Source organism: Paraburkholderia sp. BR10923 (genome assembly GCF_040948765.1).
Classification (GTDB): Bacteria; Pseudomonadota; Gammaproteobacteria; order Burkholderiales; family Burkholderiaceae; genus Paraburkholderia; species Paraburkholderia youngii.
Genome location: NZ_JBFPKO010000028.1, coordinates 16,262 through 41,513, shown reverse-complemented (window position 1 = coordinate 41,513; position 25,252 = coordinate 16,262). Strand labels below are relative to the sequence as shown.

The 25,252-nt window shown below is 64.9% G+C and carries 19 protein-coding genes; 3 read left to right on the top strand and 16 right to left on the bottom strand.

Features of this window, described 5'->3' with window-relative positions:
• The first annotated feature begins 166 nt into the window (after positions 1-166).
• Positions 167-523 carry a CPBP family intramembrane glutamic endopeptidase gene (locus tag AB3X94_RS34625; RefSeq protein ID WP_176368678.1) on the top strand — a complete coding sequence of 119 codons (357 nt, stop codon included), beginning with the start codon at positions 167-169 and terminating at the stop codon, positions 521-523.
• 20 nt (positions 524-543) lie between these two features.
• Here the strand turns inward: AB3X94_RS34625 and AB3X94_RS34620 are convergent, their stop codons facing one another.
• Positions 544-3,837: an adenylate/guanylate cyclase domain-containing protein gene (locus AB3X94_RS34620; protein ID WP_368613857.1), complete on the bottom strand. Its 3,294-nt coding sequence runs from the start codon at positions 3,835-3,837 to the stop codon at positions 544-546.
• Between the two features lie 248 nt (positions 3,838-4,085).
• On the opposite strand from AB3X94_RS34620, the gene AB3X94_RS34615 reads away from it, so the two are divergent.
• Positions 4,086-6,314 carry a SulP family inorganic anion transporter gene (locus AB3X94_RS34615; RefSeq protein ID WP_368613856.1) on the top strand — a complete coding sequence of 743 codons (2,229 nt, stop codon included), beginning with the start codon at positions 4,086-4,088 and terminating at the stop codon, positions 6,312-6,314.
• 36 nt (positions 6,315-6,350) lie between these two features.
• On the opposite strand, the gene AB3X94_RS34610 is transcribed toward AB3X94_RS34615, so the two are convergent.
• A complete protein-coding gene (locus tag AB3X94_RS34610) occupies positions 6,351-6,650 on the bottom strand; it encodes a hypothetical protein (RefSeq protein ID WP_368613883.1) in 300 nt (99 codons plus the stop codon).
• A 177-nt stretch (positions 6,651-6,827) separates the two neighbouring features.
• Between AB3X94_RS34610 and AB3X94_RS34605 the strand changes: the two genes are divergently transcribed.
• Entirely contained in the window at positions 6,828-9,434 is a 2,607-nt protein-coding gene (locus tag AB3X94_RS34605; RefSeq protein WP_368613855.1) for a PAS domain-containing protein, read from the top strand.
• Positions 9,435-9,476: 42 nt separating this feature from the next.
• Here the strand turns inward: AB3X94_RS34605 and AB3X94_RS34600 are convergent, their stop codons facing one another.
• From AB3X94_RS34600 to AB3X94_RS34535, 14 genes are all read right to left on the bottom strand, one after another.
• Positions 9,477-10,598 carry an asparaginase gene (locus AB3X94_RS34600; RefSeq protein WP_176111878.1) on the bottom strand — a complete coding sequence of 374 codons (1,122 nt, stop codon included), beginning with the start codon at positions 10,596-10,598 and terminating at the stop codon, positions 9,477-9,479.
• 74 nt (positions 10,599-10,672) lie between these two features.
• On the bottom strand, positions 10,673-12,091 hold the full coding sequence (aspA, locus tag AB3X94_RS34595) for an aspartate ammonia-lyase (protein WP_368613854.1): 1,419 nt from the start codon (positions 12,089-12,091) through the stop codon (positions 10,673-10,675).
• A gap of 95 nt (positions 12,092-12,186) precedes the next feature.
• Positions 12,187-13,653: an aspartate/glutamate racemase family protein gene (locus AB3X94_RS34590; RefSeq protein ID WP_176111876.1), complete on the bottom strand. Its 1,467-nt coding sequence runs from the start codon at positions 13,651-13,653 to the stop codon at positions 12,187-12,189.
• Complete coding sequence (locus AB3X94_RS34585) at positions 13,650-14,945, bottom strand: dicarboxylate/amino acid:cation symporter (protein ID WP_368613853.1); 1,296 nt, start codon at positions 14,943-14,945, stop codon at positions 13,650-13,652. The genes AB3X94_RS34590 and AB3X94_RS34585 overlap by 4 nt, the downstream gene beginning before the upstream one ends.
• A 187-nt stretch (positions 14,946-15,132) precedes the next feature.
• Positions 15,133-16,053: a LysR substrate-binding domain-containing protein gene (locus AB3X94_RS34580; protein ID WP_368613852.1), complete on the bottom strand. Its 921-nt coding sequence runs from the start codon at positions 16,051-16,053 to the stop codon at positions 15,133-15,135.
• A gap of 94 nt (positions 16,054-16,147) precedes the next feature.
• Positions 16,148-17,608 carry an NAD-dependent succinate-semialdehyde dehydrogenase gene (locus AB3X94_RS34575; protein WP_368613851.1) on the bottom strand — a complete coding sequence of 487 codons (1,461 nt, stop codon included), beginning with the start codon at positions 17,606-17,608 and terminating at the stop codon, positions 16,148-16,150.
• A 27-nt stretch (positions 17,609-17,635) separates the two neighbouring features.
• On the bottom strand, positions 17,636-18,343 hold the full coding sequence (locus AB3X94_RS34570) for a GntR family transcriptional regulator (RefSeq protein ID WP_368613850.1): 708 nt from the start codon (positions 18,341-18,343) through the stop codon (positions 17,636-17,638).
• 11 nt (positions 18,344-18,354) lie between these two features.
• Positions 18,355-19,452: an ABC transporter ATP-binding protein gene (locus tag AB3X94_RS34565; RefSeq protein ID WP_176111871.1), complete on the bottom strand. Its 1,098-nt coding sequence runs from the start codon at positions 19,450-19,452 to the stop codon at positions 18,355-18,357.
• Positions 19,453-19,480: 28 nt separating this feature from the next.
• On the bottom strand, positions 19,481-20,275 hold the full coding sequence (locus AB3X94_RS34560; protein WP_176111870.1) for an ABC transporter permease: 795 nt from the start codon (positions 20,273-20,275) through the stop codon (positions 19,481-19,483).
• Between the two features lies 1 nt (position 20,276).
• A complete protein-coding gene (locus tag AB3X94_RS34555) occupies positions 20,277-21,161 on the bottom strand; it encodes an ABC transporter permease (protein ID WP_176111869.1) in 885 nt (294 codons plus the stop codon).
• Between the two features lie 73 nt (positions 21,162-21,234).
• Entirely contained in the window at positions 21,235-22,266 is a 1,032-nt protein-coding gene (locus AB3X94_RS34550; protein ID WP_176111868.1) for an ABC transporter substrate-binding protein, read from the bottom strand.
• A 110-nt stretch (positions 22,267-22,376) separates the two neighbouring features.
• The gene (locus AB3X94_RS34545) at positions 22,377-23,345 is read right to left on the bottom strand and encodes a flavin reductase (RefSeq protein WP_368613849.1); all 969 of its coding nucleotides are present in this window, start codon (positions 23,343-23,345) and stop codon (positions 22,377-22,379) included.
• Positions 23,338-24,261, bottom strand: coding sequence for an alpha/beta fold hydrolase (locus AB3X94_RS34540; protein ID WP_368613848.1), 924 nt, complete (start codon positions 24,259-24,261; stop codon positions 23,338-23,340). The genes AB3X94_RS34545 and AB3X94_RS34540 overlap by 8 nt, the downstream gene beginning before the upstream one ends.
• Positions 24,262-24,511: 250 nt before the next feature.
• On the bottom strand, positions 24,512-25,198 hold the full coding sequence (locus AB3X94_RS34535; protein WP_176111865.1) for a GntR family transcriptional regulator: 687 nt from the start codon (positions 25,196-25,198) through the stop codon (positions 24,512-24,514).
• Positions 25,199-25,252 lie beyond the last annotated feature (54 nt).

The following is a 25,252-nucleotide window of genomic DNA, read 5'->3' as shown; positions in this document are numbered from 1 at the left end:
TACTACCGAAGTTAAACGAGCCAACGCGCGGGCTTCTTTAACGGCGTCAATCGACTATACGCCGAGTCGCCCCGCGCGGGCGACGCTCGCCGTTCACATCCCGCATAATGACGACGGATTAGGACTTACCCGCATCAGCCGCCGGACGGCGGCCGGGAGATGAACGATGCAAAACGACAGACCGCCGCCGCGGCGGGTGACATATGAGAAAGGGATCCGGATCGGTGGCTCAGGCTGGTTCGGTCGGTTGCTGACCGTCGCCTTGAGCGCGATCCTGTTCGTGGTGGCCGCGATGCTGTCGATCGTGCTGTTCGCCGTGCTGTTCGCGGTCGGCACGGTCGTCGTCGGCTATCTGTGGTGGAAGATGCGCAAGTTGCGCCGGCAGGCGGCCGCGTATGGCGACGACGGCCGCACCGTCGACATGGAGGTCGTTCACAGGGACACACCCGACGACGATGGCCGCACCATCGACATGGAGTTGGTCCACAAGGACCCGCCCCGCGACGATTCCGCGCCGCGCTGACGATCTGCTCCGCGCCTGTTTCAAGCCGCAAGGGCCGTTTCGACCGCACTCACGTAGTTGCGAAAGCCGGTCTGCTGTAGCGCCTCGAGCAGCCGCAGCAGTTCATGTCGTGTGGCGTCCGTGAGCGGCGCCTGAAGCGCGAGCGCAAGCGCACGGCCACGCGCCGCGAAAAGCTCGGACCACGGCAACGGTTCGCGCTGCGTATAGGCCTCGAGTGCGTCCACGTAGTGCAGCATGCCGGCAGGATCGCCCGCCCCCAGCATCGCTTCGATGGCGTCGCGGTAAAACCACAGGTGATTGTGGCCGACCGCGCCAAGGCGCAACAGCGCCTCACCTTCAGCCAGTAGCCGCGTCCGCTCGTCTTTGTCGTCAACCGCGCGGCTCAGCGCGCTCAAGGTCTTTGGCCCGGAAAACTGACTGCCCACCTCGCGTGAGATGGCGAGTGCTTCGCGCAGCGCCATCACCGCTTCACTGCGGCATCCCTGGTCCAGTAGCAGGCGCCCCTGCATCTCAAGGTTCTGCGCCTGGAAACGGCGCGCACCCAGTTGCCGGATCACGCGCAGTTCCTGCGCCAGATGCTTGCTGGCCGCCTGCACGTCGCCCAATTCCTGGCACGCGAACACCCCCAGCGTCTCACCCAGCAATTGCGCGCGAGGCTGCCCGATCGGCTCGGCGGTGCGGGCGGCGGCGATGGCGTCCTCGCGCGCGGGACCCGCGTCGTTCAGATAGATGCGGCTGAAGCCCTGCATCGACAGGTTGGCAACCTCGATGCGGCCGAAGCCGTGCTCCCGGCTCATCGCCACGCATTCGCTGAAATGATGGAACGCGGTGCGCATGCGTCCCTGCGCATACGCCGCATCCGCCAGGCCTCCGAGCGCGCGAGCCTCGGCCTCGGGCAGACCGAGGCGGCGCGCATAGGCGAGACCGCGCTCGTGTTCGGCGCAGCAGGCGTCGATCTTGCCGAGCGGAAACAGGATGTTGCCGCGCAAATAATGGAGGCTTGCCAGCTCGGCCAGCCGGTTGTCCCGCTCCGCGATCCGTTGCGCTTGCGCCAGCAGACCGAGTGCTTCGTCGAGACCCTCGCTGACCCGCAGACCTTCCGCGAGCCCGAGCTGGCAGTCGCATCGGGCGGTGTCGTCGGTGGCGGCGGCGAGTGCGGTGCGGTACGTCGCGATCGATCCCGCAATGTCGCCCAGGTCGCGCTGAAGTTCGCCCTTGCAGCAGCTCAGTGCATGGCGGTCCGCGTCCGACCGCGCGATCTCGATGCCCCGCTCGGCCAGCCGCAGCGCGGCTTCGAAACGATGAGCGGCGCGCTCAGCCACCGCCGCGCCCAGGTAGGCGTGCGGCGCATGCGGGTCTTCGGCGCGATCGAGATGCTGGGCGTGCAACGTGGCATCGCTCTGTGCGAACCATTCGGCCGCGCGCAAATGAAGTTCACGGCGGCGCGCGCGCAACAACGTCGAATAGGCGCTCTCCTGGATCAACGCGTGCGCGAACAGGAAGTCCTCGCCTTCCGGCAGCACCAGTGCATTGACGAGCAGTCCGGCGCAGACATAGCCAGGATCGTCGATCAGTTCTCGCAGCAGCGCCAGGTCGAAGCGCTGGCCGATCACGGCGGCCGCCTGGAACGCCAGGCGGTCGCGAGGCGCGAGCCGGTCCATCCGCGCGAGCACCAGACTGCGGATCGACGCGGGCACGTTGCTGCCGCTGCCTTCTTCGGCGTTGCGTAGCAGTTGTTCGAGAAACAGCGGATTGCCGCCCGCGCGCTCGATGCAGGCGAGCGCGACACGCTGCGTCGCATCGATGAAATTGCCCGCCAGGCTCAGCGCCTCGTCCTTGCGCAGCGGTCCGAGATCGATCGTGGCGAACGGCGTGTCGCGGCAACGTGCGCGCCAGCTTGCATCGATCGGATCGCCTTCCACGCGCGAAGTCGTCACCAGCAGACCAGTACCGTTGGCAATGCCCGACGCGAACGCCGACAGGTAGCCGATGACTTCGGCATCGGCCCAATGCAGGTCTTCGACGACGATGAGCGTCGCCGCGTGCGCGCAAACGTCCTCGGTCAGCCTCGCGGCGAGCGCCTGCTTGCCGCGCTTGCGCGCGCCGTGGTCCATGGCCTCGTAGATGGTTTGCCATTCGGCGCTCTGCGGGAGGTCGAGGAAGTCGTGCAGAAATACGATCTGCTCGGCCTTGACGATGCCTTGGGTCGCGACCTGCGCGGCGGCGGCTTGCCGCGCTTCACTCGATGCACCGGCCGGCAAGCCGAGCAAGCTGCCGATGACGGTTCGCACCGGGTCCTGGCCCTTGCCGACGCCGAAATCGAGCACGAGGCTTCGATGCAGCGTGAAGCCCTGGGCCTGCGCATGGCGGCGCATCTCGTCGACGAGCCGCGTCTTGCCGATCCCGGCTTCGCCTCGCACATGAACGACGTGCCCCGCGCGCTTTGCCATGCACGCATGCAGGATGCCGTGAAACTGTTCGAGCTCGGCTTCGCGTCCGACGAAATGGCTGTGGCTCGTCCTGACCGGCTCGCTGCCGAGCGCGACGAGGCGCCATGGCCGCACCGGCGTGTCGATGCCCTTGAAGCGCCGCTCGCCGATTGCCTCGCAACTGGCGACGTCGCCGAGCGTGCGCGCTGCGTCGTCGGATAGCCAGGTTTCGCCCGCTGGCGCGGCCGCCACCAGCCGGGCGGCGAGGTTCACCGGATCGCCATGCACGGTGTAGTCCTGCGCGTCGGCGCGGCCCAGCGCGCCCGCGATGACCTCGCCGCTCGCAATGCCGATATGCGCCTGCAACGCCCGTCCGGTCTGGGTGGCCAGTCGCGCCACGCCGTCGTGAATGTCGAGTGCGGCGCGCGCGGCGCGCAGCGTGTCCGTCTCGTGCGAGCGAGGCGCGCCGAACAGCGCCATCACCGCGTCGCCGATGTGCTTGTCGATCGTGCCGCCATAGGCGAGCACGATCCCGTCGACCAGCGCCGTATAGCGTCCGATCAGCGCGCGCAGGTCTTCGGGATCGAGCGAGCGCGACAGCATCGTGTACCCGCACAGATCGGCGAACAGGATCGTGACCTGCCTGCGCTCGTCCGCGGGCACTTCGTGGTCGTCGGCCGGCTGAGGCGATAGCGGCGCCGCTGTCGGTAGCGATGCCGTCGCCGCGGCCAGAATGCGCTTACGGTGGCCGAGCGACTGTACGCCAAGCTCTTTCAGGTCCGCGTCGGTCAGCTGCCCGAGCAGCGACGTGTCGATGTCGTTTGCCGCGAACGCGTGGGCGTACTGCTCGAGCCCGAGGCCCCGCAGCCATTTCTCGATGTCCATGTTCGTCGCCCTGCCTCCGATGCGTGGTCCCGCGGGCAAAAACTCAGACGAATAACGCGCGTGACGGCCGCCGGCGTGAACGTCCCTGACGCGCAGTGCATTCGCGTGGAGCCGCCAGCTACGAGGCCGATGAATAACCAGTGTAGGTGTCCGATCAGCACGCTGCATCGCGTTTGACAGCCGTTCGAGCCGCGCAGGATACTGGCTGGCGCGCCTCGCGGCGCCCTCGCATTCGACCGGGAATCCACGTGAAGCCGGGCAAGACCGTTTCCGTCTCCGACGTCGCGCTGCGCTCGCGTTTGGCGGGCCTGCCAGGCGACGTGGCGGCGGGCGCCGTTTCGACGCTCGTCATGCTGTGCTATGCGATGAGCCTCGGCACGATGATCTTTAGCGCCGATCTTGCGCGCTACGCGATGCTGGGCGTGCCCACCGCGCTCGTGAGCTGTGTCGTCACGGCGCTGGTGATCGCCTTGACGAGTTCGATGCGCATCAACATCGGCGGCCCCGACAGCAACGCGGCGGCCTTTCTCGCGGGGGTGGCGGCGGGTGTGGCCAGCAGCGTGCGCGCGGACGGCGGCTCACCGCAAACGCAGATCCTCACGGTGCTGATCGCAATCGCGCTTTGTTCGGTGATGACGGGCATCGCGCTCTATGCGATCGGCTCGTCCAGGCGCAGCCGCTCGTTGCAGTTCCTGCCCTATCCGGTGCTCGGCGGGTTTCTCGCCGGCACGGGCTACCTGCTGCTCGCCGGGGCGTTCCGCGTGCTGACGGGCCAGCCGCTGGAGTGGCACACGCTCGCCTTGCTCGCGCACCTTCACTGGATCACATGGCTTCCGGCGCTCGTCGTCGGCGTGCTCGCCACGGTGCTGATGCGTACGTGGCAGCACATTGCCGCGTTGCCGCTCACGCTGGCCTTCGGTGTCGTGCTTTTCTACGTTCTGCTACAGGTTGCCGGAATTTCGATCGACGACGCGCGCGGCATGGGTCTGCTGCTGCCGCGCGTCAAGCTGCACCTTGCCGGGCTGCCGGAGCTGCACCTGGCCGCGAGGCTCGGACAGGGCGCCATCGACTGGTCGGCGGTCGGCGCGCATCTTCCCGAAAGCCTGGTGGTGACGTCGGTGTCGGCCGTGACCATCCTGATGAATTCGACCGCGATCGGCACAGCCACCGGGGAGGACGTCGACCTCAATCGCGAGATGCGCGCCGCCGGCCTCGCCAATCTCGCGAGCGGACTGCTGGGCGGCATGGTCGGCTACCAGTCGTTCAATCGCTCGATGCTCAATGCGCGGGTGGGCGCGACGAGCCGGGTGGCGGGCGTGTTCGCGTCGCTTGCGTGCGTGGTCGTGCTCGCGACCTCGCCCGACATCGTGGCGCTGTTTCCGGTGCCGGTGCTGGTCGGCCTTCAACTGTTCATGGGGCTGCGTCTGCTCGTGCATTGGCTCGCGGGCGCCTGGACCAGGCTCAACTGGTATGAGTATCTGCTCGTGCCCGTGATTCTCGGCACGATCGCGGCTTATGGCGTGATCGTCGGTGTAGTCGTGGGCGTCGTTGCGGCATGTGTGATGTTCACGCTGCTCTACGGCCGGGTCGGCTGCATACGCATGGAGTTCGACCTGCGCGCGCGGTCCTCGAATGTGGAGCGCAGCATCGAAGACACCCAGGCGCTGCGTGCCATCGGCTCCCAGGTATGCGGAATGTGCCTGCAAGGCTTCCTCTTTTTCGGCACGGCGAATTCGATTCTGCAGCGCCTGCGGGAACGCTTCAATGCAATCAGTCCCGTGCAAGTCCGTTTCGTCGTGCTGGACTTTGCGGCGACACATGGCATGGATGCTTCGGTATCCATCAGCTTCGTCAAGATCAGGCAACTCTGCGCGGCAAAGAACGCGGACCTCGTGTTGACCGCGCTGCCGCCGCGCTCGCTCGATCTGCTCGAGAAGACCGGCACGCTCAGTCTGAAGATCCATCAATTCGATACGCTCGATGCGGGTCTCGAGTGGATCGAAGACAAACTGCTAGCGTCGAACTCGCTCGCGTTCGCGCATGGCGGCGATCTGCGTGCGATGCTCGAGCCGCATTTCACGGCCAGTGCGTTGAACGGCTTGGTCGCGAGTCTGGAGATGCGTGATCTGCTTTCAGGCCAGGCACTGTTTCGTCATCGCGAGCCGGGCGATGCGCTGTATTTCGTCGAGCAAGGACGTGTCGCGATCTCGCTGCCGCTCGCCGATGGCCGCTCGGCGCGTCTGCGCTCGTTCGGCCCGGGCACGGTAGTGGGGGAAATGGCGGTGTACACGCAGCAGCAGCGCAGCGCGGACGTGATTGCCGAGGCACCGACGCGCGTGTACCGACTGTCGATCTCCCGGCTGCTCGAACTCGAACAGCAGGACCCGGCAACCGCGCAACAGTTGCACCGGTTTCTCGTGAAGACGATTGCGTTGCGCCTTGCCGTTGCCGACGAGGCGCTACGCGCGGCTTTGTAACTTATGTATGCAGGACCGGCGCATCGCGCGCGGTCGTCAGTTGTAGCCCAGGATCGCTGCGGTCGCTACATCCGTGCGGTCGATCGGGTTGCCAGCAAGCAGTACGGTCGGCTCTTTCAACAACAAACGGTATGACGGCACGTAGGTTTCGCTCATCCCAGCCGCATCGCGCGGCTGACCTTCCTGCGGCTTGCTGTTTTCGGGGTGATTCATCGTTGTCTCCTTCTGGATGGCCGGTGGTCCCGTCACGGATGCGTTCAAAGCAGAAATGAGGCACGCGTCCGTTGCGGCGAAACCGCCGGCTTGATATGCGTAATTGAGCAAGTTCAATGCCATCGCGGCATCCGTCTATATCTCCGACCGTCTGGCTCGCCTTTACCGCATGAACATTCGCATGGTACAAACATCGTGTTTGGCAGTTCGGGCTAGCTAATGTAAGCAGGCACACCATGTGCGCAGCGCTGGATCATCCTCGGCGCCATGTCCGCAGAGGAAACCGATGCAAGGACGCTGATGAACGATCCTGCTCACTTCCTTCCTTCATTCGTTTGGCGTGCCGATCGCGACGGCGTCGTCCGCTACGCCAACCCGTGGACATCACGGTATCTCGGCATTCCCGCCCTTGAACTGGTCGGGATGCACTGGAAGGCCTTCGTTCATCCCGACGACATCGATCATGTGCTCGACGCAGTGCGGCAGATGCGGGACGGCACGCTGCTCGGCAATGTCGAAGTGCGTCTGCTGCGCGCGGATGGCGAGTATCGCTGGCACGTGTTGCATCTTCAAGCCGAGCGCGACGCGAATGGCCGCATCGGGGACACGGTGGGCGTCGCGACAGATATCCACGAAGCCCGTCACGCGTGGGCCATGTACGAAGCGAGCGAGCGACGCCTGAAGGCTGCCTTCCACGGCGCTCGCATGGGTGCGTGGGAATGGGACATGAAGCGCCGCGTCGTGCGAATGACCTCGCAACTCGCGGATCTGTACGGGTTTCCACCCGGCACCGATGCGCTTGCGCTATCCGATCTGGAGAACCGTGTCGAACCCGAGTATCGGGCGCTATTCCAGCGGAAGGTCGATGACGCTCTGCAACACGGCGGTCCCTTCGAATTCGACTTCGTGCTGAACGGTGGATCGCCTTCCCCACGCTGGCTGCGCATGCGCGGCCACGCGGAATACGAGAACGGTACGCTCGCGCATGTGTACGGCGTGACCTTCGATATCAGCAAGGAGCGGGCAGCCGAAGAGCAACTCAGTCTCAGCGAGCGGCGTTATCGGGTGCTCGTGGAATCGACGGGCGCACTCGTATGGTCGGCCGAGCCGAACGGCGACATCCGGCCCGCAGGCGAGGACTGGAGCCGCTTCACGGGCGACGGCGCGGTCCGTCTGGCGGACTGGGGATGGCTCGACTACGTTCACCCGGACGACCGCGAGGCGGCAAGGCAGGGGTGGGTCGATGTGCTGCAGCGACGCGCGCCCGGATCGATCATGTTCCGCATGCGGCGTCACGACGGCCAGTACAGGATGATGCACGCCCAGGCGGCGCCCCTGTTCGACAGCCACGGCAAACTCCAGGAGTGGTTCGGCACAACGACCGATGTGACGCCTCAATATGAAGCGCAATTGGCGATCGAAGCGCGCAACCTGCGTCTGTCCGTCGCGATGCAGGCGGCGCGGCTGAACATCGTCTGCTTCGACCTGACCTCGCGCACGCTGTGGTTCGAAGAGGGCCACGCACCGCGGACAGACCATGTGCTCAGCTACGACGAGGCGCTGCGCAACGTGCACCCCGACGACCGCGCGATGCTCGAACAGTATGTCTGCCGAGTGGCCGAAGGCCACGACCCGGTCGCGAACTTCGAATTCCGCTTGCAGAACGCGTACGGCGAACAATGGATGCACGGCAGCGCGCTGCTTCAGCGAGGCGCGGACGGCAAGCCGTTGCGCATCATCGCCAGCGTGATCGACATCACCCAGCGCAAGCAGCTCGAACTGATGCTGCGCGAAACCGATCGCCGCAAGGACGAGTTTCTCGCGATGCTCGCGCACGAACTGCGCAATCCGCTCGCGCCACTACGCACTGCCATCGCATTGCTCGACAAGCAGCCCGACACGGGCTCACGCCCCCACGAACTGATCAACCTGATGCGCCGGCAGGTCGAGCACATGACGCGAATCGTCGACGATCTGCTCGAAGTGTCGCGCATCACCCAGGGCCGCATCGTGCTGCAACTCGAGCCCGTTCTGGTCGGCACGGCCGTCTATCACGCTGTCGAGGCGATCGCGGCGATGGCCGAAGCTCGTCATCAGCAGTTGCACGTCAGTGTTTGCGATCCGACCACGTGGGTATGCGGCGACATCACGCGGATTTCGCAGATCTTCGTCAATATCCTGAACAACGCGAGCAAGTACACGCCGGAGAACGGGCATATCACGGTGAACGTGGCGGCCGACGGCGAATGGGTTTCCATCGTCACGCAAGATACCGGCACGGGCATTTCGGCCGAGCTTCTGCCGAAGGTGTTCGAGCTCTTTTCGCAAGGCGAACGCACGCTCGATCGCTCGGATGGCGGCCTCGGCATCGGACTGTCGCTCGTCAAGAAGCTCGTCGAAATGCACAACGGCACGATCGCCGTGCACAGCGAAGGCCCCAATCTCGGCACCACGGTGACGGTCCGACTGCCGCGTTTGCACCACCATGAACGCCATTCGGCGGTCGCGCTGTCGGAGCCCGCGCCGGGGCACGCGCGAACCGCGTTGCGCGTGCTGGTCGTCGATGACAATCGCGACGCCGCCGATTCACTCGCGATGCTGTGCGAATCAGAAGGGCATGTGGCCCGCGTCGCGTATTCGTCAGCCGAGGCGCTGGACGCGGCACCGTCTTTTGCGCCGGACGTGGCGCTGCTCGATATCGGCTTGCCGGATATCGACGGATACGCACTGGCTAGGCAGGTTCGCCGCAAAGGCGATGCGAAGCCCTTGCTGATCGCGATCACCGGATACGGTCAGACGGACGACAGGCTGCGCGCACAATCGGCGGGCTTCGACTATCACTTCGTCAAACCCGTCAATATCGACAGCCTGCTGAAGCTGCTTTCGTCGCTGATGGAGGGGCGCTAGAGCGGCTATCCGTCGCTTGCGATGCCGCGCCGCCCCAACCCATCACCACGTTCCGCTGAATGCCTGCTGCACCTTGACCGGATCGGTCACGCCGTTGGCCACCAGCAACTGCGTCAGCAAGCGCGCCTTCTGCGGATTCAGATCGAGCGATGCGACGAAGCCGCGCTTGTCGTCGTCCACCTCGACGTTCCGGTTCACGAATCCCGACACGAGGCGCGTCGAACGAACCACTACGATGCCTTTTGCCGCCGCGCGGTCGAGCGCCGCGAGGGCTTCCTTCGACATGTCACCGTCGCCTTCGCCGGCGACGACGATGCCCTTCGCGCCATCGGCGATCGCATGCTCGATCTGGCGGCCATCCATGTTGCTATGCGCATACACGATATCGACGCGCGGCAATTGCCCGTTCGCGGGCAGGCTCAGCGCGGTGCGCGTCGCTTGCACCGCCGGCATCACGAAGCGCACGCTGGCCGGATCGACATAACCGATCGCGCCCGCGTTCGGCGACGCGAACGCCTGTACCGCCGTGGTATTGGTCTTGGTGATCCAGCGCGGCGCGTGAATCTGATCGTTCATCACGACCATCACGCCCCGGCCACGCGACTGCGGGCTCGCCGCCACTTCGACGGCTTCGTACAGATTGTTGGGGCCGTCGGCGCTGGTGGAACCGCCCGGGCGCATCGAGCCGACCAGTACCACCGGCTTGTCGGAGTGCAGCACGTTGTTCAGGAAGAACGCGGTTTCCTCGATCGTATCGGTGCCGTGCGTAATCACGACGGCGTCGGCCTCGTTGCGCTCGAAAGCCTCGTCGATTCGCCGCGCAAGCTGCAACCAGATCTTGTCGTTCATGTCCTGCGAGCCGACGTTCGAGATCTGCTCCGCGTTGATGCTCGCGAGCTTCTCGATGCCCGGCACGCCGCGCACCAGTTCCTGCCCCTTCACGTTGCCCGAGTTGTAGCCGATTGCCGAGCGCGGATCGGCGGTGCCCGAGATCGTGCCGCCGGTGGCCAGCAGCAGAACGCGCGGCATTGCGGTAACGGCGCTTGCCTGTTGCGATGACGCGTCGGCCGCCTGCGCGGCGGTACCCGCGGCAAGCGCCACAATCAGCAGTGCCGCCGAACCGCACAGCCGCATTGCTTTTCGATTGATCGTGTTGATGCTCATGTTTCGTCTCCACCATCGTTTAAAGGAGTCGCGTGCGTATACACGCGACCTGTCACTGGGAAAACCTTCGTCGTTCATTCCGCCGGGGACATTTTTCTCGGTTGCGTCAGCATGGCCGGTTGAAGGATCTGGTCGAGCTGCGCCTGGCTCAGCAGCCCTTTGTCGATCACGATCTGCGCCACGCTCTTGCCCGACGCCAGCGCTTCCTTCGCGACTTCGGTCGAGTGCGTATAGCCGATGTACGGGTTCAGCGCGGTCACGATGCCGATCGAGTTCTCGACGATCGCGCGCAGCCGTTCGCGATTCGCGGTGATGCCGTCGACGCATTTCGACGCGAGCGTGAGGCACCCCGCGCGCAGATGCGCGACGCTCTTGAACAGGCTGTGCGCGATGATCGGTTCGAACGCGTTGAGCTGGAGCTGACCCGCTTCGGCGGCGAAGCTCACCGTCACATCGTTGCCGATGACTTCGAACGCGATCTGGTTGACGACCTCCGGAATCACCGGATTCACCTTGCCCGGCATGATGCTCGAACCCGCCTGCACCGGCGGCAGGTTGATTTCGGCGAGGCCCGCGCGCGGACCGCTCGAAAGCAGGCGAAGATCGTTGCAGGTCTTCGACAGTTTGACGGCGACGCGCTTCAGTACGCCGGAAAGCTGCACGAACGAGCCGACATCCTGCGTCGCTTCGACCAGGTTCGGTGACGTGGTCAACGCAATACCGGTTATTTCGCTCAGGTGCCTGCAGGCAAGCTGTGCGTATTCCGGATGCGTGTTGATGCCGGTGCCGATCGCGGTCGCGCCGAGGTTGATCTCGCAGATCAGTTGGGCGGCCTCCTTCAGCCGCTCTTCATCTTCGCCGAGCATCACCGCGAAGGTGCTGAACTCCTGGCCGAGCGTCATCGGCACCGCGTCCTGAAGCTGCGTGCGGCCCATCTTCAGGTCGTTGCCGAATTCCACCGCCTTGCGTTCGAACGATGCGCGCAACACGCCCATCGCGTCGACGAGTTGCATGATTCCAGCGTACGTGGCGATCTTCAGCGCGGTCGGATAAACGTCGTTGGTGCTCTGGCCGAGATTCACATCCTCGTTCGGATGGAGAATCGCGTATTCGCCGCGCTGTCGCCCGAGATGTTCGAGCGCGAGATTGGCGATCACCTCGTTCGCGTTCATGTTGGTCGAGGTGCCCGCGCCGCCCTGAATCACATCGACGACGAAATGCTCGTGCGCGGTGCCTGAGCGCACTTGCCTGCATGCATGCACGATGGCCTGCATCTTCGCTGCGCTCAACAGGCCGAGATCGTGATTCGCAAGCGCGGCGGCTTCTTTCACGCTCGCCAGTGCATTGACGAGGTTCGGATACACGGAGATCGGAAGACCGGTGATCGGAAAGTTCTGCAGCGCGCGCAGCGTGTGTACGCCGTAGTACGCGGTCGCGGGCACGGCGAGATCGCCGAGAAGGTCGTGTTCGATACGTTCGGTCGGTGCAAGCATGAGTTCCTCTCAGGTTCTGAAAACGACACGCGAGCGGGGTCATCCGGCACACGTCGTGTGCAGGTCCGTCGCGTTGAATGGTTGATGCGGTTGGGTTATCGAGGCGGCGCGGTCGCGCAGGCGACGCACTGCTTCGCGAGCACATCGGTCGGATCGACGACGTTCACGCGCGCGCCGTTCGCTCCGATCACATACGGCTCGCGCAGCAGCAGCGGCAGTTCCGTGCAGCCGAGAACGATCACTTCGACGCCCTCGGCGATGAGTCCGTCGATCGCCGCGGCGAGGTCTTGCTGGCACTGCCCCGCGGTGAATCCGGCCTTCACGCCTTCCTTGCCGTAGATCGCGTCCATCACGCGCGCCTGCAGCGCGGGTGCCGGCACGACCTGCCGCAAGCCCTGCGATTCGAGCGCCTTCTGGTAGACGCCGCTCGCGAGCGTGCCGGAGGTCGCGAGCACGCCGACCGAGCGCAGCGCGGGAAACGACTCGCGCAGATAACGCACGGTCACCGTCAGCATATTGACGATCGGCACGCCGAGATAAGGCTGGATCCGCTCGACGAAGGCATGCGCGGTATTGCACGGGATCGCGATCAGATCCGCGCCGCCCGTTTCGAGTTTCTTGCAGGTCGCGTACAGCGAGATGGTCGGATCGGGTCCATCGCCAATGAGGTTCTCCGTGCGATCCGGGATCTGCGGGTTCTGCTCGACGAGCAGCTTGATGTGGTCCTGATCGCGCTGCGCGGGCGTCGCACGCACGATCTTGTGAATGAAATCGACGGTGGCCGCTGGACCCACGCCGCCTACCACGCCGACCTTGAAGATCGTCTCGGGCGTGTGGTACTGACCGGACACGACGTATTGCGCGTAAGCCAGGTTCGAATCGACGAGCGGCACGCGCAACGCACCCAGTTCATCCGCGACCAGCGCGATTTCGGTGAGGCCCGGCACGATGACGTTGGCGCCCTGCGCGATCAAATCCTCGCAAGCCGCGCGCAGCAATTCGACCGGACGGCCACGCAGATTACCGCTCTTCACGCCATCCTCCCCATAGACGGCTTCGGTGACGAAATCAGTGCCGTCGCTGATGCGCGGGTGGATCACTTCGAATTCTGGCGCCGCAAAGCACTTCTCGAACAGACGCTTGCGTCGCGTATAGGCCGATGCGAGCACGCCCACGCGGCGCACCGCGGGAAATCTTCTGCGCACGTGGCTGCGCACCGCATCGACCATATCGACGATCTGTAGCGGCGAATTGGCTTTCAGTTCGTCGATGAACGTATGGCTCAGGAAGCACGGCAGCACGACCGTCGTCACGCCGCGCTTCTCGAAGCTGCTGATCAGATCGAAGATGTACAGCTTGCGCTGCGTCAGCGTCTCGCTGTCGGCATCGGCGCTGCGAAACGGCTGCTGCTCGAAGATCGCATCGAAGTGCTCGGCGTCGCGCGTGGCCGGCGTCGATTTGATCAGTTTGAAGAACACGTCCGCACTCGCGAGCGGGCCAAGCCCGCCCACCACCCCGAACTTGCGCGCGCTCGTGGCAGCGGTTGCATCGATGCCGCTCATTTCGTCTCGCCTTCGAACTGGCCGAACGAAGCCGTGGCGATCGCCGCGGGGCGCTGCTGGCGCGCCACGCGCTTGCCTTCCCACTTCGCGATGGCTGCCGTCGCGATGCTGTTGCCGATTACGTTGGTCGCGGTGCGCCCCATGTCGAGAATCTGGTCGATCGCGAGCACCAGCACGACGCCCGATGGCGGCAGATGGAACATCGGCGCCACCGCCGCGACGACCACCACCGAGCCGCGCGCGACGCCCGCCATCCCCTTGCTGCTCACCATCAGCACCAGCAGCATCACGATCTGCGTGCTGATCGGCATGTCGATGCCGAACGCCTGCGCGATGAAGATCGCGGCGAACGCCTGATACATCATCGAGCCGTCGAGATTGAACGCATAGCCGAGCGGCAACGTGAAGCCGACCACTTTCTTGTCGACGCCGAATTCCTCCAGCTTCTCCGTCAGGCGAGGATACGCCGCCTCGCTGCTCGCCGTGGAGAACGCCAGCATCGCGGGTTCGCGGATCACCTTGAGCAACGCCCAGATCGGCTTGCCGAGAAAAGCGTAGCCGGCGAGGATCAGCGCGGCCCACAGCAGCGCGAGCCCCGTATAGAAGCTGGCGACGAGCTTGCCGTACGTGGTCAGCACGTCGAGACCATGCACCGTGATCGCCGAGGCCAGCGCGCCGAACACACCGAGAGGCGCGAGACGCATCACGTAATCGGTCAGCTTCAGCATGGTGGGCACGAGTCCTTCGACGCCCGCGATCAGCGGCGCGACGCGCGGGTCCGACTTGATCACGCTGAGCACGATGCCGAACAGCACGGAGAAGACGAGGATCTGCAGGATATCGTTGCGCGCCATCGCATCGATGATGCTGGTGGGGAACGCGTGGGTGACGAAGTCCTTGAAGTTGAGGCTGGACGTATTGAGGCCCGTGGCCACGTCAGCGCTCGTCTGGGCCATGTGCAAGCCCGCGCCCGGTTGCAGCAGATTCGCGAGCACGAGGCCGAGCGCGAGCGAGAACAGCGACGCGCACAGGAACCACGCGATCGAGCGCAGCCCGATGCGGCGCACGTCGCTGGTGCCTTCCATGCCGGCGAGACCCGACACGAGCGTGGCGAACACGAGCGGCGCGATGATCATCTTCACGAGCCGCAGGAAGATATCGGTGATGATCGAAAAGTAGCCGGCGATCTCCTTCGCGTGCGCGGCGTCGGCCGCGGTGCGATGGCAGACATAACCGACGGCCACGCCGAGCAGCATGCCGGCGAGGATGTAGAGGGTAAGCCGATTCTTCATGTGTCTCCGTCCAGGGATGGCGCACGAACGATCGGCATCGACCGGCGCGCGCTCGGGAATGGCCGGCACATCGCATGTCGATGTACCGCTTTTTGTGTCTGGACGGAATTCTAGAGACGGCAGAACCGCCTTGAATGCTAGTGTTGCATACGGCTATGCAAGTTTCGCATAACGCGGGATAACCCTATCAGCGCTGCTCGGCGGGCCCCGACGAAGCCAGAAGATGCCGCCACAGCGTATCGAGAAGTTCGCTGCGATTCGTCAGGTCACGGTACACGCGCAGCTCCAGTTGCAGTTGCCATTCGGAGCGGCCGGCGGCGACGAGTTGGCCGCTGTCGAGTTCGGCGGCGATCGAGCTCTTCGGCAACCATGCGACGCCCTCGCCCTCCAGCACGAGCTTCTTCACGACCTCGGCCATGTCGGACTCATAGTGAAGATGCAACGCGGGCGACGCTTTGCTCTGCTCCATCAGCAACGCGAAGCAGCGCCCGAAGTAGCTGGTCTCCGTGTAGGCGATGAACGGCATCGGATGTTCGATCACGCCGGGCAGACGGTACCCGTGCGCAAGCCGCTGATTGGGCCTGCATACCGGCATGAAAGTGTCGACGCCCACGGTCACGCATTCGTACCGGGTCGGATCGAGATGCAACGGCAGCTGCGGATGGTGATAAGCGAACATCAGCTCGCAGTTGCCGTTGACCAGCATCAGTATCGAATCGTGCACGTTCGCCGGAATCACGCGCGCGCGCACTTCGCCGACATGCTTCGACAGCGTGCGCAACCACGCGGGCAGGAAGTTGAGCGCGATCGTGTGGCCCGCCGCGATCTGCAGGCTCGTGCCGGCAATGCGCTGTTCGGTGCGAATGATCGCGCGCGTGTCGAACAGCTTGTCGAGGATGTCTTCGGCCGCATCACGAAACAGTTGGCCAGCCGGAGTCAAGGTCGGCGGAAAGCCGCTGCGATCGACGAGATCGGCGCCGACCCATTGTTCGAGCTGCTGAATCCGTCTGCTGAATCCCGACTGCGTGACGTTGCGAAACTCCGCCGCGCGGGAAAAGCTCTGATAGCGGGCGAGCGCGATGAAGTCTTCGATCCACTTGATTTCCATCAGCCATCGGTCTCCGGTCAGGCGACGAATCGGCTCGCCGCCGCGCCCGCAATTCTACGCTTGGCCGTGCCGCACGCTGACTATCGGATCGAGGTCAAACCGCCATGCACAGGTACTTGATCACGAGGTAATCGTCGATTCCGTAGTGCGATCCTTCCCTGCCGAGACCCGACTGCTTCACGCCGCCGAACGGCGCGACCTCGTTGGAGATCAGGCCGGTATTGATGCCCACCATGCCGTATTCGAGCTGTTCGGCCACGCGCCAGATGCGGCCGATATCGCGGCTATAGAAGTAGGCGGCCAGTCCGAACTCGGTGTCGTTGGCGAGTCGCACCACTTCTTCGTCGCTAGAGAAACGGAACAGCGGCGCGAGCGGGCCGAAGGTCTCGTCTTTCGCCACGGCCATCTGCGCGGTGACGTTGGTCAGCACCGTGGGCTCGAAAAAGCCGTGGCCGAGCGCGTGGCGCTTGCCGCCGGTGGCAAGCGTCGCCCCTTTGCCGAGCGCGTCGGCGATGTGCGCTTCGACCTTGCTGAGCGCCGCGTCGTTGATCAGCGGACCCAGCGTGACGCCGCCCTCCATGCCGTGCCCAACCTTCAGGGCTTCGACTGCCGCAGCCAGCTTCGACGCGAACGCGTCGTACACCCGCTCATGCACGTAGAAGCGATTCGTGCACACGCAGGTTTGCCCGTTGTTGCGGTACTTCGATGCAATCGCGCCTTCCACCGCGGCGTCGAGATCGGCATCGTCGAACACGATGAATGGTGCATTGCCGCCTAGTTCGAGCGTGACCTTCTTCACCGTGGGCGCGCTTTGCGCCATCAGCAATCTGCCTACGCCGGTCGATCCGGTGAACGATAGCTTGCGAACCACTGGGCTGCTCGTCATCGCGCCGCCAATCGCCTTCGGATCGCCGGTCACGATGTTGAGCACGCCCTTGGGCACGCCGGCCCGCTCGGCCAGAACCGCGAGCGCGAGCGCGGAGAACGGCGTGGCTTCGGCGGGCTTCACGACGATCGGGCAGCCCGCCGCAAGCGCCGGGCCCACCTTGCGGGTAATCATCGCGTTCGGAAAATTCCAAGGCGTGATGGCGGCGCACACGCCGATCGGCTCCTTGAGGACGACGAGCCGCTTGTCCGATGCCGGCGTCGCGAGCGTGTCGCCGGCCACGCGTTTGCCTTCCTCGGCGAACCACTCGATGAACGATGCGCCGTAAGCGATTTCGCCCTTCGCTTCCGCGAGCGGCTTGCCCTGTTCCGCCGTCAGGATCAGCGCGAGGTCGTCGGCGTTCTCGATCATCAGCTCGTACCAGCGGCGCATCACGACCGCGCGCTCCTTGGCCGTGCGGGCTCGCCACGCCGGCCACGCGGCGTTGGCCGCATCGATCGCCCGCGTCGTTTCTGCCTCACCCATCAACGGGACACTGCCGAGCGTTGCGCCCGTTGCCGGGTCCAATACGTCGAAGCTCGCACCCGAGTCGGCGGGGCACCATTGCCCGTCGATATAAGCCTGATGGCGCAGAAGCGCCGCGTCCTTCAACAGGGTCTTCAATTCCACGTTGCTTTCCTTTGATACACAAAAATGCTAGCCCGCCTGACGCCACACCGCCTGTTCGTGCCCTTCCGCCAGCAGCTTGCGGGCGATTTCGGCCACCCGGTGCACATGCGCGATCGCGGCCTCGCGCGCGGCGGCGCTATCGCGAGCCGCGATGGCCGAGAGAATGCGATGCATCTCGTCGACGGCCTGGCGGCCGCGGCCGTCGGAAGCGATCGTCAGCGCTCGCAGACGGTTGATGCGCGCGGTCAACGACTGCACGATTTCCCAGGCCACATGCTTTTTTCCCGCGATGAACATGCGTTCGTAGAAGGCCGTAGTGAGCGCCCTGACGGCCTGATGATCCTGCGCTTCGAACGCTGTCTGAATCTGGCCGATGAGGCCGGCGAGATCGGCAACCGTCTGCTCGTCCGCATGCCGCGCGCAGGCCATCGCCGCCTCGCCTTCGAGCAGCGCGCGTATTTCGTAGATCTCCGCCGCCGTATCGAAGTCGAGCACGGCGACGATCGGCCCCTGGTTCGGTATCGAGTCGACGAGCCCTTCCGTTTCCAGGTGCCGCAACACCTCGCGAACCACGGTGCGGCTCACGCCGAGAATCTCGCAGAGCGAGCGCTCGACGAGCCGCTCGCCGGGGTGGAAATGGGCCTCCAGGATCGCCGTGCGCATCTTCTCGAGCGCGAGTTCGCGCAAGGTGGTCGTCGGGCGTTGAACCTTCAGCGATGGCAGTGCGCCGCTCATGGCAGTCGCCGTCATGCTTGCGCGAACAGGCGCACATCGCGTGCGTCCCAGTCGACGAGCGCCTGGGTGCCAATCGCGATACCGCTGTCGTGCCGATGCGCGGCCGGCATCCGGATCGAGATTTCCTGCTGCCACGGGGTCGCCACCGCGTAGTGCATCGCGTCGCCGAGATACGTGATATCGCGCACCGTCACGGGCAGGCCGCTCGTGCCGTTCCCCCCGCTTGCGGCTTGCAGCGCGCTGATGCGCATCTGCTCGGGCCGGATCATCAAGGTGCCGTCGTCGCCCGCGCTGAGCGCGGGACTGAAGGCGTCCGACGCGATCTCGTGACCGTTCGGAAACACGCCGTTCATGCGGCCGTCGTTATTCTTCGTGACCTTCACGGGCAAGAAATTCGAATTGCCGATGAAGCTCGCAACGAAGCGCGACGCCGGGTTCGCGTACAGCTCCTCACCGGTGCCCACCTGCTCGATGCGGCCTTTGTTGAACACCGCGATGCGGTCGGACAGGCGCAGCGCTTCTTCCTGGTCGTGCGTGACGTAGAGGATCGTCACGCCGGTTTCCTGATGGATGCGGCGCAATTCGAGCTGGATTTCCTCGCGCAGCTTCTTGTCGAGCGCGGACAGCGGCTCGTCCATCAGCAGCACGGGCGGATCGTAGGCCAGCGCGCGGGCGATCGCCACGCGTTGCTGCTGCCCGCCCGACAACTGCGCGGGCATCCGGTCGCGGCACTCGGACAGATGCACGAGCTTGAGCATCTTGTCGACCTTGGTCTTGATTTCGGCTTCGGGGCGGCGGCGCACGCGCAGCGGAAACGCCACGTTCTCGCCTACCGTCAGATGCGGGAACAGCGTATAGCGCTGAAACACCATGCCGATGTTGCGCTTGTTCGGCGCGACCGCCAGCAACGGCTTGCCGTCGAGCAGCACGCGGCCGTCGGTGGGCTCCTGGAAGCCCGCGACGATATACAGCGTCGTGCTCTTGCCCGAACCGGACGGCCCGAGAAACGTCATGAATTCGCCCTTGCGCACATCGAGAGAAACCTGATCGATGGCGACGACGTCGTCGTAGGTCTTGCGCAGACGCTGGATTTGCAGGAATGCAGTCATGGCTCGTTTACCTCGCTGATTACATCGATTAGCGCGCGCGGCGCAGCACGGCGCCCGCCAGCATCAATACGGTCGTCAATGCGACCAGCAGTGAAGACGCCGCCGCAACGACGGGCGTCAGGTCCTGCCGCAGCGTCGACCAGATACGCACGGGCAGCGTTTGGAGTGTCGGGCTCGACATGAAGATCGACACCACGACTTCGTCCCACGACGCGAGAAACGCGAAGATCGCGGCGGCGAACAGGCCGAGCCGGATCGCGGGAAGGGTCACGCGCAGCTTCACGGTGAGCGGCGACGCGCCGCAGATCAGCGCGGCATCTTCGAGCGCCGTATCGAAGCTCACCAGCGAGTTGCTGATGGAGATGATCGAGAACGGCAGCGCGATGATCAGATGGCCGAGCACGAAGCCGGTCATCGTGCCGTTCAGGCCGATGCGCAGAAAGAACGCGTACAGCGCGACGGCCAGAACGACGACGGGCAGCACCATCGGTGTCAGGAAGAAGCCTTTCACCGCTTCGCGGCCGCGGAACTTGCCGCGCACCAGCGCAAGCGACGCAAGAAAACCGAGCAGCACCGAAAGCGCCATCACGATCACGGCCAGCTTCGCGCTCGTCAGCAGCGAGTCGATCCAGCCCGCGTCCGTGAAAAGCTGCCGATACCACTCCAGCGTCCAGCCCGGCGGCGGGAAAATCAGCCACTGCGAATCGCCGAAAGACAGCGCGACGATGAACAGGATCGGCAGCAGCAGAAACAGTGCGACGGCCGCGCCTATGGCCACCAGTGCCCAGCGAAGCCCGCCGAGACGATCGAAATCGAGCAACATGTCAGCGTCCTCCCTGAATTGCGCGCGCACTGCCGGTAAAGCGCAATTGCAACGCATAGAGCACGAGCGTCACGCTCAGCAGTACGAAAGCGGCAGCACCGGCGAGGCCCCAGTTCAGCAGTTCCTGCACGAGCTGCGCGATGAGTTCGGCGAGCATCATGTACGACGGACCGCCGAGCAGCGCGGGCGTGACGAAGTAGCCGAGCGCCATCACGAACACCATCAGCGCGCCGGAGGCCACACCCGGCATCGCGAGCGGCACGAGGATGCGCCAGAACGCCTGCCAGCGGCTCGCGCCGCAGACCGCGGCGGCACGCAGCGTCGACGGATCGATGCCGCGCAGCGTCGCGTGCAGCGGCATCACGAGGAACGGCAGCATGATGTACGTCATGCCGATCGTCACGCCGGTGAGGTTGTTCACGAGCGCGAGCGGCTCGTGAATCAGGCCGATCGCCATCAGCGCGCGGTTGATCGGACCCGTACCCTGCAACAGCACCATCCACGCGAAAGTCCGTGCGAGCAGGTTGGTCCACATCGACAGCAGCAGGATCGCGAATAGCACGGAGCTGAGCTTGCGCGGCGCGATCGCGAGCAGCCATGCCATCGGAAAGCCCACCAGCACCGTGACGACGGTCACGACCGTCGCGACGAGAAAGGTATTGCCGAAGACGCGCAGATATGTGGTCGAACCGACCAGTTGCTGATAGTTCTCCAGTCCCGGTGTCGGCTCGAGCACGCTGCGCAATAGCAGCGACAGCACCGGCAGCAGGAAGAAGATCAGCAGCAGCAGCATGGCCGGCGTCAGCAGCCAGATGCTGCGCCAGTCGCGCCGCTTGCGCGCGGCCGTCGCGGGCGGATGCGCGACGGTACTCATTACGTTGGGCATGATGTCTCCTGCTCGGTGTCTCTGCGCGCCGGTTCATTGCGTGGCGCTCGGCTCTAACGTCGGTCCGTGCGGCTTATTTCGATTGCCACGCGTACCAGCGCTTCGCAATCGCGTCGCGGTTGTCGGCCCAGTACTTCATGTCGAGATTGATCTGCGAGTCCTTGTACTGGTCGGGCAGCGTCTTCGCCATCGCGGCCGGCATCAGCGCGGCCGACTTCACGTTGATCGGCGCGTAACCCGTCTCGGCGGCGAATTTCGCCTGCGCCTGCGGGCTCGTCGCGGCCGCCAGATACTTCATCGCTTCCGCACGATGCTTGGCGCCCTTCGGAATCACCAGCATGTCGGCGGCGGTCAGGTTCTGGTTCCACGAAATGGCCACCGGCACACCGGTCTGCGCGAGCGCGTGCAAGCGCCCATTCCAGAACATCCCGATCGGCGCTTCGCCCGATGCGAGCAGTTGCTGCGACTGTGCGCCGCCGCTCCACCAGACGATGTCGCTCTTGATCGTGTCGAGCTTCTTGAACGCACGGTCGAGGTCGAGCGGATAGAGCTTGTTCGGCGGCACGCCATCGGCGAGCAGCGCGATTTCCAGCACGCCCGGCGCCGACCACTTGTAGAACGTGCGCTTGCCGGGGAATTTCTTCGTGTCGAACAGATCTGCCCACGTCTGCGGCTGCGCGCCCGTGTACTTCGACTTGTTGTAGCCGAGCACGAACGAGTAATAGAAGCTGCCCACCGCGTCCGGGGTCGCAAAGCGCGGGTCCAGTTCGTCCTTCTTCACGACCGAGTAGTCGATCGGCTCGATCAGGCCGGCCTTTTGCGCGGCGTACGCGAAGTCGCCTTCCACATCGACGACGTCCCAGCTTACGTTGCCGCTATCGACCATCGCCTTCAGCTTGCCGTAGTCGGTCGGGCCATCCATCAACACGGTGATGCCGCTCGCCTGCGTGAACGGCTGCGCCCAATTCTTCTGTTGCGACGACTGCGTGGTGCCACCCCAGCTGGTGAAGACGATCGGGTCTGCGGCGAGTGCGGGCGCTGCCGCGAGCGCCGTCGCGCAAGCAACGAACAACGGCGCGATAAACGGAATGCTTCTGCTGCTCATGTCTGTCTCCGGGATACGGTTGGGTGTTGCTTCGTCGGTCCGGCGGCGAGAAAACGCGCCGGCTTCGTCGTTGTGAGTTGTGAGTTGTGGGTTGCAGCGATGCCGCGCTGTCAATGCGCGAGGCCGAGCGGCTGCACGGTGCCGGCTTCGCTGTCGCCGACATAAATGCCGAACGCGTCCTGCCTGCGTTCGCGCTCATAGCGTTCGAGCATCGAGCGCACCGCGGCGTCGCTCACGTCGTCCCACGGAATCTGGGACAGCGGCACGATGCGCACGCTGCTGTCGAGCCACGGCGAGCCGTTGGGAATCACGCGGCCGCGATAGTAGATATGCACGCCGGGCTCCTTGCCGCTGCCGTCCTCAAACACTGCGAACAGGAAGTCGAGATGCACATGCAGGCCGAGCTTGGCGAGCACGCCGTGCAGGCTCGCGGGGTCGCTGGCCGGGTCGAGCTTGATGCCGGTTGGCAGCCCCAAGCCTTTGCCGGTGTCGACGAGCACCAGCCCGTCGCGGTGCTCGAGGATCGCGCCGACTTTCGCGCGCCCACCGGCCGCGGCCAGCGCGTCCTGCGACAGGCTGAAGTTCACGTATGCGCCGCGGCAGTAGCCTAGCGGCGACGAACTCGTTTGCACGAAATCCACCACGCGACCGATCAGGATGATGTGATCGCCCGCATCGACCACTTGATGCGTCGTGCAGTCGAAGCTCGCGGCCGAGCCATCCATCACCGGCGCGCCCGTTTTGCGCGTGCTCCACGGCACTTGCGCGAACTTGTCCGCGGCCTTCGAAGCGAACACGCCGGACACATGCTTCTGGTCTTCGGCGAGCACGCTCACCGCGAAGCGGTGCGTGTCCGAGAACACTGCGTAACTCGCCGCCGTCTTCGCGACGCACACGAGAATCAGCGGCGGATCGAGCGACACCGACGTGAACGAGTTCGCCGTGAAGCCCCGCGGCGAACCGTCCGCCTGGACGGTCGTGACGACGGTCACGCCCGTCACGAATGCGCCGAGCGCGCGTCGAAAATCGACGATATCGAAAGGGGGTTGCGCGCGCGGGGCGGTGATCGACTCAGCCATGGCGTTCTCCGGTTGGTACTGCGGTAGTTGCTGCGGTAGTTGCTGCGGTCGTTGCGGGGCTCTTCCTTCGCAACGCCGATGCTTCGACGAGGAACGCGAGCAGGCTTGCGTTCACGCGCTCCGGGTCGGTGACGTTCATCATGTGGCGCGCGTTCGCGATCACTTCGGCGCGGCCCTGTGGTGCCGCCGCGGCCATCGCCCGCGACATCTGCGCGCTCGAATTCGGATCGCCCTCGCCCGTCAGAAATAGCGCGGGAACCGCGAGACTCGCGAGACGCCCGACATGCGCGTCGTCCGAGCAGGCGAACAGACGGTAGGTGCGCGCGTAGCCCACCGGATCGACGGCAAGCAGCAGCGCTCGCACCGCCCGCGCGGCCTGGGTCAGGTGTCCCGGAATGGGATCGCCGAACCAGCGCGACAGGGTTCCGTCCACCCCGGTGTCGGCACGCGCATCGCCGAGCGTGGCCGCGCGCGTCATCACCGCCTCGCGCTGTGCCGGCGTGCGGTCGTACACCGCGTTCAACGCGGCGACGCTGAGCGTGCGCTCGGGGTGGGTCAGCGCGAATTCCAGCGCGACCAGCGCGCCCATCGAATGCCCCACCACGTGCGCGCGCTCGATCCGCAGCGCGTCGAGCAGCGACGCGAGCTGCGCCGCGTATTCGTCGAGCGAGGGCTCCGCGCTCGGCAGCACGCTGTCGCCGTGCCCCAGCATGTCGTAGACAACGACGCGAAACGATTCGGATAACCCATCGATCTGCGGCGCCCACACGCTCTGATTCATGCCTACGCCGTGGATCAGCACGACGGTTTCGGCGGCGGCGTCCGATTGCCGCGCGTACACGCTGTAGCAGGTGCCCGCGGTTCGGCCACGCTGACCATGCGAGATCACGCGCGTCGGCGACATATCAGGATTCATCGGACACGCTCCACTTCGCACGTCATGGGGTTCTCCTTTCAGGCTTCGAGCCGCAGATCAATATCGATGAGATTATGGTATGCCATCTTATGGCCTACAACAATGCATGACGTATTATGGAATACCATGATATTGCGATGAATTACGCTGGCACGGTTTGGGCTAAGCGCGTGTTTGCTTGATCAAACAGCCATAAGAAAAGGCCGCCGGCAGATGCCGGCGGCCTTGATAGGGGCGACTACGGATGGGCTTAGGCGTCGCCGGTCGCTTCGTTCTGCTCCGCAAGAACCGCCAAAGCCAGTTCCGACACCCGCTTGATATGCGCGAACGACGCTGCGGACGCCGCGTCACCGTCGCGCCGCTCGATCGCGTCGAGCAGCAGGTTCATTTCGCGGTTCGAATCGCCGCCTCGGCCCGGCGTCGCGATGGTCAACGCGCGCAGGCGGTTGATGCGCGCGTTCAGCGACGTGACGAGCGCCAGCGACACCTGTTTGTTGGCGGCTTCGAACAGCGTTTCATAGAAGCGCTCGGTGTATTCGAGCACGCGGGGCAGATCGCGTTTCTCGAATGCGTCTTCGATGATTGCGCGGATCTCGCGCAGTTGCCGCACGACTTCAGGCGTGGCGCCCTCGGCGCAGGCCCGCGCGGCGTTCGCTTCGAGCAGCCCGCGCAACTCGTAGATCTCGCCGACCTGCGCGGGGTCGAGCCGCGCGACGATCGGTCCTTGCCGCGCGACGATCTCGACCAGGCCTTCGGTCTCCAGATGCCGCAGCACCTCGCGCACGACGGTGCGGCTCACGCCAAGTTCGTCGCACAGCGTGCGTTCGACGAGGCGGGTGCCCGGCCGGAAATACCCCTGGACTATCGCGGCGCGCAGTTTGTCGAGCGTGAGTTCACGCAAGGTTTTGACATTGCGGTCGATTTTGAGGTCGTGCATATGCGGCAGTGGGACGATGGACGAGGGCCCGCACCGAGGGCGCGGGCGTGGAAT

Coding starts and splice junctions, on each gene's coding strand:
- AB3X94_RS34625 (WP_176368678.1), top strand. CDS start 167: ATGCAAAACGACAGACCGCCGCCGCGGCGGGTGACATATGAGAAAGGG.
- AB3X94_RS34620 (WP_368613857.1), bottom strand. CDS start 3,837: ATGGACATCGAGAAATGGCTGCGGGGCCTCGGGCTCGAGCAGTACGCC.
- AB3X94_RS34610 (WP_368613883.1), bottom strand. CDS start 6,650: ATGGCATTGAACTTGCTCAATTACGCATATCAAGCCGGCGGTTTCGCC.
- AB3X94_RS34605 (WP_368613855.1), top strand. CDS start 6,828: ATGAACGATCCTGCTCACTTCCTTCCTTCATTCGTTTGGCGTGCCGAT.
- AB3X94_RS34600 (WP_176111878.1), bottom strand. CDS start 10,598: ATGAGCATCAACACGATCAATCGAAAAGCAATGCGGCTGTGCGGTTCG.
- aspA (WP_368613854.1), bottom strand. CDS start 12,091: ATGCTTGCACCGACCGAACGTATCGAACACGACCTTCTCGGCGATCTC.
- AB3X94_RS34590 (WP_176111876.1), bottom strand. CDS start 13,653: ATGAGCGGCATCGATGCAACCGCTGCCACGAGCGCGCGCAAGTTCGGG.
- AB3X94_RS34585 (WP_368613853.1), bottom strand. CDS start 14,945: ATGAAGAATCGGCTTACCCTCTACATCCTCGCCGGCATGCTGCTCGGC.
- AB3X94_RS34580 (WP_368613852.1), bottom strand. CDS start 16,053: ATGGAAATCAAGTGGATCGAAGACTTCATCGCGCTCGCCCGCTATCAG.
- AB3X94_RS34570 (WP_368613850.1), bottom strand. CDS start 18,343: ATGAGCGGCGCACTGCCATCGCTGAAGGTTCAACGCCCGACGACCACC.
- AB3X94_RS34565 (WP_176111871.1), bottom strand. CDS start 19,452: ATGACTGCATTCCTGCAAATCCAGCGTCTGCGCAAGACCTACGACGAC.
- AB3X94_RS34560 (WP_176111870.1), bottom strand. CDS start 20,275: ATGTTGCTCGATTTCGATCGTCTCGGCGGGCTTCGCTGGGCACTGGTG.
- AB3X94_RS34555 (WP_176111869.1), bottom strand. CDS start 21,161: ATGCCCAACGTAATGAGTACCGTCGCGCATCCGCCCGCGACGGCCGCG.
- AB3X94_RS34550 (WP_176111868.1), bottom strand. CDS start 22,266: ATGAGCAGCAGAAGCATTCCGTTTATCGCGCCGTTGTTCGTTGCTTGC.
- AB3X94_RS34545 (WP_368613849.1), bottom strand. CDS start 23,345: ATGGCTGAGTCGATCACCGCCCCGCGCGCGCAACCCCCTTTCGATATC.
- AB3X94_RS34540 (WP_368613848.1), bottom strand. CDS start 24,261: ATGAATCCTGATATGTCGCCGACGCGCGTGATCTCGCATGGTCAGCGT.
- AB3X94_RS34535 (WP_176111865.1), bottom strand. CDS start 25,198: ATGCACGACCTCAAAATCGACCGCAATGTCAAAACCTTGCGTGAACTC.